The following is an 8,658-nucleotide window of genomic DNA, read 5'->3' as shown; positions in this document are numbered from 1 at the left end:
GCATTTATAGCTTAACAACTGCATTCAAAATCGTGCAAAATCGTACATTCTACGTGTCACACAAATTATGATGTAACAACCGTCACCTGTTCTTCAATGGCAACAGTAGCAAGGATGTCGCCTGTTCCTGTTTCGACAAATTCAAATACATCAAGCTGATTGCCGTTCTCATCTTGTAGGTCTGTTGAAAGTGCCGTGTTTTGAGTGAAGGTGAACCCTGCATCAACCTCAACATTGACGGTATCACCCGCATCACCAAGAATGGTGCGGCCAGCCGTCAAGGCTTGATCAAGCAAAGCTTCGAGGTCTGTATCGCTATCGGTGGAAAGGCCCTGTAATCGAGCAAGATCGAGGAACAAAGTGTTCGTCTCACCATTTTCAATGTTCAGGGCTTCAACGCCATCGATCATAATACCAGTACTCCGCAGATCTATGTTGCCTGACTGGAAGTAACGAAGTTCGTCACGCCCTGTGCCACCTTCAATTTGAAGCGTCGCAAAATCATCGACAAAGATGCTGTCATCACCAGCGCCGCCATCAAGGATGGTATCAATACCAAAGGCGTTAATCGATTGTAGCGTGTCGTTACCAGCGTCACCAAACAGGCTATCGGCACCTGCACCAGCATCAAGAAGGTCATCGCCATCGCCACCATTCAAGATGTCGTCGCCATCACCGCCGAAAAGAATATCATTACCGTCACCGCCAGAAATCGTATCATTGCCAGCAAGTCCATCGATAACATCAGCACCAGAACCGCCCGACAAGGTATTATTCGCGGCAGTACCAACAATAGTGTTCGAACCAAGAGAAATTGGAATGCTCGTAGTCGCGCTTTGCGCAACACCCTGACCGAAGCTACCACCATCATTCACGGTAATGGAAAGATTATCTACGTCTCCATTTGCGCCAGATGTATTTGCATAGGTAAGAGCATCATCGCTTTCAAAAAACGAATTGATCGCGCTGAGTGCACCATTAAGCGTGAGTGTTCCCGTCCCGTCACCACCCACAGTGAGGCCCGCTGTCGAACCAGCGCCAAGAGTAAGCGTTCCATTGGTTACTGCCAGTGTCACCGTCGCATTGGTCGGGTCGCCATCTGGGTCTGCAAACACAAGGTCACTGAAGGTGAAACTTCCAAGAAGACCAACCCCTACTCCTGTCGAAGCAACTTCACGCACAGACACGTCATCAATCAAAATGCCCTCATCAGAACCATCCGCAGACAAACTCTCAAAGGTGAGCTCGGTTGTCGTTGCAGTGGCTGTGAACACAATGGTTTGCGTTTGATAAACGAGGTTGGTGAAAGTGAAGCCTGATGTATCAAACGAAATCGCTTGCGTTTGATTGCCAACAATCACATTGGCAGAGCGAACGCCATTATCTCCACCTGGGTTGCCCGCAAATTGGAAGCTTACTTCATAAGTAGCACCGATCTCCGTTGTAAGTGTCGTGGTGATCGCACCAGCGGTATCGCCGTCCAAATCAATCGCTTGGTTCCCGTCAGCAGCATTGATAAAGCCCGTATCAACAATATCAACATTTCCCGTACCAGTCGCAGCATTCGCGCCATCACCAACGATAAATTCTGTATCGATAGTAAGACCGAATGGAACAGTTGTGCTTCCCGACCCAATCACCGGCGTTTCAAAACTGCCATTGGCAAGCGTTTCCACCCCGACAACACCTGATGTATCGATAGTCGGCGCATCGTTGACGCTTGTTGGATTAACAACACTGGTTACGGCAGCTGAATCGACTGTTCCATCATTGACTACAAAATCAACATCGCGCAGTAGATCATTTAGATCCTCGCGCGCGCTTTCAAATGTGATTGTTCGCAAAGCTGCTTGATAGTTTGCAGCTGTGTCTGTGCCTGCAAGGGTCAACACACCTGTTGCTTCATCATAAGAACCGGTGATCGAACCAGTGTTGGCGAAATTCAAAACATCGCCTGTTTCAAACACACCAGACTGCAAGGTTATTGAAACAGTCGCACCGGTGATCATATCCCCGTCCGCATCCGTCACTTCAATCGTGTTGTTGACAACGACGGCGGGGTCACCCTCGTCAAAGGCGGTCGTTATCATGCTTGTAGTCACGACAGGGGCATTGTTAAGCCCTTCAACGACAACCGTTGCGGCATCAGAAATACCGATAGTCGCCAAAACGGTACTTCCCTCACCATCCGTAACTTCAACGATGGTGAAGCCTCCGGTTGGTGTCCCCAAGCGATAGTTAGCCAGAATTGGATCATTCAACTGCAAGTTCACCGTATCACCGGCTTCCGCGACGATGAGAATGCTCTGCGGCAAGCTTGCCCCCAAAATGGTTTCGAGCTGAGCATTCGATGTCTCAGAAAGATCAAAAATGTCTGTCTCATCCAGGGTCAGTACGTTCACTTCACCATTGAAAACGTTAAGCGTCTCAATGCTGGTGAAGGCTGAATTTTCGGTCGCCGTCAAATCTATCGTGCCTGCATTTGATACACTGAACGTATCTTGGCCATCGCCACCATCATAAATGCCAGCCTCACCCGCCAAATCTATGAGCGTATCATCGCCGTCACCGCCTGAGAGTGTATCATTACCAGTGAAACCGTCGAGAACGTCATTGCCACCAGCACCAAAGATGAAGTCATCACCTGCCTGACCATCGACATCTTCTTGTCCAGCGCCACCAATGTACACGTCGTTCCCATTCAAGAAATTACCGACATCAGTTCCGTTGGTACTATCAAGGCTGAAAATAATATCGTCTTGACCTGTGCCAACATTATTATCGGCCTGATTTGTCCCAACGATAATGCTGCCAGTGTTACCAACCACAACATCGACAGTCTGCGTAAAGCTCTGCGCGCCACCGCCACCAGCAACATCCCCGTCGTCGGCTGTGATTGTCAGCGTGTCCAAACCTCTAAAGCCTGCCGCGCCATCATAGGTAACAAAGCCACCCGCAATCTCACTGTTAATGTCGGCAAGCGTGCCTGTGAGCACCAATGTATTTGTGCCACTGCCCGTAATTGTTACAGGCGAACTACCGTTCGTATCGCTCAATGTACCGTTGGTCACTGTCAGCGTTACACTAAAGTTTGCGCTGCCTGCTGAATCAACATCATCAACGACAATGCCTTCCAATGAAGTGCTCGCCCCTTCTTGAGCCACGAAGGTGTTATCTGGCCGCACTTCTGTGACAGAAAGATTATCAACAATCAAACCATTACCAGTTGAAAATTGCGCTTGAATGCTCACTACCGTCGTTGTGGAATCAGCGACAAAACGAAAAGTTTCCGGATTGCCAGAGTTAGACAAAGTTTCATTTTCACCTGCCGCCGTATCCACAAACGCAAAGGCTACATTGCCTGTAACAGTGGCTGGGTCAGAGGTGTTTAAAGAAATCTCATATGTGCGCCCCACAATAGTTTCAATTGTGGTTTGAATCGTTGATGCTGATCCGCCCGTTGGGTTGCCACCCAAACCAATTGCAGCGTTACCCGAGCCACCACCAAGATTGGTGCCAACAAGTACTCGAGACGGCGCATCAATGACAGTGAAACCAGGAATTGTGCCATCACCTGGCGAAACCAAATTAGCACCGTTTACAAAACCAGTATCCAAATTCTCAAAGTCACCATTGGTGACAAGCTCACTAGCCGTCAAACCATCAAGATTGATAACAGGCGCTGCATTTGCACTTTCAATATCAATATTTATAGGACCAGCAGGCACATTGACGGTTCCATCATCAACATCAATGGACAGTTCCGCAGTATCCTCACCAGTGACGTCAACAGGGCCAATAAATTGGATGTTAAATGCTGTATCGAGATAGGTATTAATATCAGCGGCAGAACCAACAAGGGTAATGGTTTCAGCATCTATTTGTGTGACAGTAACGCTTCCCCCCATCGCTGGTGTTGCAAATTCACCGATATCAACCGACAGGGTAACCGTAAGCTGGTCCCCATCAACATCGGCAAGAACCACATTTGAAAGATCAACATTAGAGGCCGTATTTACACTAACCGATATATCCGTTGGTACAGACGTCGCGGTTGGCGCGTCATTCACCGCTGAAAGGTCAATATTGATCGTGTTACTTGTTGCCGTCGAAATACCATCTGAAACGTTCAACGTTAACTCAGCCGCATCGTTGCCATTAGCATTGAGCGCACCTTGGTATTGAATGTTAGTCACTGTATCGAGATAAGTCTCGATATCAGCCGCTTGCCCAACAATAGTTATGCTGGTCGCACTGTCTTGCGTAACGGTAACACCAGACATGGCACCCGCCGCCCCGGGGGCAGCAAACGTGCCGTTATCGACAGTCAGCGTTAGCGTAAGAGTATCCCCATCCAAGTCCCCAAATTCAATAGTCGATAGATTGAGAGTCTCTAGTGTGTCTTCTTGAATAGTAAAATCGCTCGGTACGCTCATAATCGTCGGAGAAGCATTCTGCGCGGCAATGTCGAGATTGACTGTTCCCAGACTAACCGCCCCACTGCCATCGCCATCATTAGCCGAAATTGAAATGGTCGCCGCATCATCACCAGCTATGCCAATCTGACCTGTAAAGGTGATGTTTGCTGGGTCGTTCAAATAAGCATTAATGTCCGCTGCTGAGCCAATCAACGAAATAACTTGGAAGTTCACCATCGACAGATTGACCGACAAATCTGGGCCAATAACGCTTCCGGGTTGAACGGTGGTAAACTGACCAGAACTCACCACAAGTGAGACAATTATGTCTGCGCTATCAACATCATTGAACGTGATGCCTGAGAGATCAATTTGTGATTCCACACCTTCCACAACGTTGATGTCGGCTGGCATATTCGCCGCTGTTGGGTCATCATTAACGGCAGCAATATCAACATCAAGAGTTCCAACAAGTTGAGGAGCTGCAACGCCATCATCAACTGTAATCGTCAACTGATCAAAATCATTTCCAGATGAATTACTAGGTGGAGCGTACTGGATATTCGACACCGTATCAAAATAGGTATTGATATCAGCGGCCAAGCCAATCACCGTGATTGATACGGGCGACACTTGTGTGACAGTCACACCAGCCGCAGCACCAGACCCGGGGGCTGCAAATGTCGACTGCGACAAGCCTAGCGTAACGGTAATTGTATCACCATCCGCATCTGCGAAAGTCGTACCTGACAAATCCACATTAATAGCGGTGTCTTCAGTTGCACTAAGAAGGGTCGGCACATTAGCCGCGGTCGGTGCATCATTGACGGCATTGACCGTTACAGTCACTGTTTCCATCGCAGTGCCGCCGTTGCCATCATCAACGATGAAATCGAAACTATCCGTACCGTTGAAATCAGCATTCGGCGTATAGGTGAAAGACCCATCAGCGTTCACGATAACAGAGCCATTTGCAGGCGTACCATCAGCGCTGAAGGTCAGCGTATCGCCATCAATATCGCTCGCAACCAACTGGCCAGTCGCGGCCACATCTTCATTTGTCGTGACCACCTGACCAGAGGCAACAGGCACATCATTGACGGCATTGACCGTGACAGTCACCGTTTCAGAAGCCGTGCCGCCATTGCCATCATCAACGATGAAATCAAAACTATCCGTACCATTGAAATCAGCATTCGGCGTATAGATGAATGAACCATCAGCATTCACGATAACAGCGCCATTTGCAGGCGTGCCATCAGCGCTGAAGGTCAGCGTATCTCCATCAACATCGCTTGCAACCAACTGGCCAGTCGCGGCCACATCTTCATTTGTCGTGACCGCCTGACCAGAGGCAACGGGTACATCATTGACGGCATTGACCGTTACAGTCACTGTTTCCATCGCAGTGCCGCCGTTACCGTCATCGACGATGAAGTCAAAACTATCCGCACCATTGAAATCAGCATTCGGCGTATAGGTGAATGAACCATCTGCGTTCACGATGACAGCGCCATTTGCTGGCGCGCCAGCTGCAGTGAAGGTCAGCGTATCTCCCGTGTCCACATCGCTTGCAACCAACTGGCCCGTAACAGGGGTGCCTTCCCCTGTTGGCAAGGTAAGGCCAGCGGCGATCGGCGCATCGTTTTCACCGTTGATGGTGATCAATGTTGTTTGTGTCGACGTAACTGAACCAGACGCGACTTCAAAGCTGAGTTCAAACAAGCCTTGTTGTCCTGCAGCAAGACTATCAAATGCAGAGGTATCAACTTCCACATCTGTTGCATTGACGGTGAAATCTGCCGTTGTCCCAATGTCACTACCAGCAGCAACTGCAAGACTTAGGCTACCGTTTACAACAGCGGGTGTTTCGCCAGCATCGGGGTCACTAGCCGTCAATACACTGGATGGTGGAAACGCGACTATAGTGACAGTTGCTGTATCACCCTCCGTTACAGCTGCAAAATTGGCCGTCGTAATAGAGGGAGCATCATCCGCCCCCGTTACCGTGATCGTGAGCACGGCCTCGTCAAAATTGCCGTTGCCATCTGTGATTTGGTAACTAATGGTTTCGGTAGCTGTCACACCAGCAGCAAGGTCGTCGAAATCAGTTCCTGGATTGAAAGAATAAGACCCGTTGGCATTGACCACAAATGTACCACCGAAAGACAAGGCGGTTGTGACACCAAAAGGAACCAATGACCCATCAGCAAAAGCTTCAACAACTGTCAGTACATCCGGTGTTGGGCTAACATCTGGGTCGCTATCATTATCAAGCAAATTACCAACCGCAAGCGTCCCGTTTTCGCCGATATTCAGCGTATCATCTACCGCTGTTGGCGCATCTTGTTGTGGGGTAATGTCAATCACCAATTGTGACGACACGCTCTCTCCATCAAATTCGACGGTTATATCAAGAGTACCAAAATCATCCTCATTGGGAGAAGGAGTATAAATCAGGCTAGGACCTGTTCCATCACCATTGAGCGCCGCATTGAGTTGATCGAACGTACCTTCAATTTGCACGGTGCCGTCATCTACGCCGCTGCCAACTAGTATCGTTACGCCACTGTTAGGCGCTAACGATACAGTAGAGCCAGCAACCAAGGTTACGATCGCAACCCCGCCATCAGGGCCAACAATGGAGAAACCAGAAATTCCAATCGAACCATCTTCGGCAACGCTGGTTGTTAAGGTCGGCAGGTCAATGGATAGGCCATTATCAACGACATCAGGTGTGTCAGTTGGCAAATCACCAGTTTCAACATTATCCTCCGCCACAGTCTCTTGATCAACGATCGTTTCAATCTCTTGATCACCTTCTTGCAGCGCTGTTACTTGGATTGAGCCGTCAGTCTCACTGTTGGAATTACCAGCCTCAGCATTGGTATTTTCAAGTTCAGGAATAGCAACGCTACTCTCCTGATCGCCGCCTTCAAAGTCTGCTAAATCAGTTTCGATGCCGCTACTATCGAGCTGACTTTGGTCCTGTTCCTCAGCACCATTTTCTTGCTGCGCATCACTAGGATTAGTGCTGTCAGGTGCTGCATCTTGTCCGCCCTCTTCTTGTCCGCTCTCTTCTGGGGCTGCGTCTTGTTCACCTTCATTGCCATCTTGTTGTTCAGTAGGACTGTTGTTTTCAACAAAGTTCCCACCTTGCTGAACCCGTTGCGTTGCTGACTGAAACGCGTTGACTGCATCCGTGATCAACACTTGATCAGAAACGATATCGGTTGTTGTGCGGTCAACTTCGCGGGTTTCACCTTCTACAGGAGAAATAATCCATTTTGAATCAATTGAATCGATCGTCGCAATCTCATTGCCATCAAGGTCGGTCAAAGTGAAGATACCCGTTTCCCCATCTGGGTCACGGTTCAATGATACTTCAACAGTCGTTTTGCCATCCAAAGTTACGATATCAACACGCACCGTCGTGCCGCGAATACCCATTGTGGCGGCGGGGGTGTTGATTTCCAAACCACCTGTTTTGGCAGCCTGTCCCGCGATGAAAACAAAGCTACCTTCAACGAGATTGAAAATACCAGAGTTCTCAGAGCCATTCGGATCATAAATCAACTCGTCCAAAATCATCCGCGAGGCAGAAGCCAGCGTGAAAATTGTACCGTCAATGAAGGTCAGTGAAACCTTTGACCCATCGGCTGTTTGAACCACATCATTTGGAAAAACCTTGGTGCCAATCTGCAATGTTTCCGTCGTGCCATCGGCCCGTTGAACAGTCGCACTTCCTGATAGTTCTTCCACTTGCCCAATAGCATCAACGCCAGCAGAAGCACCAGATTGCGCATACTGACCAGGCGCAAGAGGACCAGCGAGAGATTCAACGATTGAACCTTTCAGAGATGTCCCATCAGCGGCATAGAGTGCCGGCGCATCAGCATGGGTGAAATAGTCCACCACACGGACTGTTTGTTCACCATCCATAGAGACCAATAAATCAGGTCCATCGCGCTCATAATCACCCTTAAAAAGAAGCGATGCTGAGGGTAAAATAATTTTGCTACCTACGTCTGAAAATACAGACAATTCAGTGGCATCACCGGAAATTGGTGACGAAGTGGACAAAACCATAATATACCTCTAGTTCTTTGCCATGCTCATCTATAACGTAACCATTGATTAATGTCCCGTTTGAAGAGCATTTTTCCGTTTCATATTTTCTAGATATTTACTTACCGCCGCACGTGAGGTGCACTTTGTCACACAGCAAATTTTTCACTCT

The 8,658-nt window shown here is 48.7% G+C and carries 1 protein-coding gene; it reads right to left on the bottom strand.

Annotated features, from left to right (window positions below; genetic code table 11):
• Nucleotides 1-65: 65 nt before the first annotated feature.
• Entirely contained in the window at nucleotides 66-8,507 is an 8,442-nt protein-coding gene (locus ABJO30_07395) for a tandem-95 repeat protein (protein ID MEP3232636.1), read from the bottom strand.
• Between the last annotated feature and the right edge of the window lie 151 nt (nucleotides 8,508-8,658).

This window comes from Hyphomicrobiales bacterium, from assembly GCA_039973685.1.
Classification (GTDB): Bacteria; Pseudomonadota; Alphaproteobacteria; order Rhizobiales; family JACESI01; genus JACESI01.
This window is presented reverse-complemented; position numbering and strand designations above follow the sequence as displayed.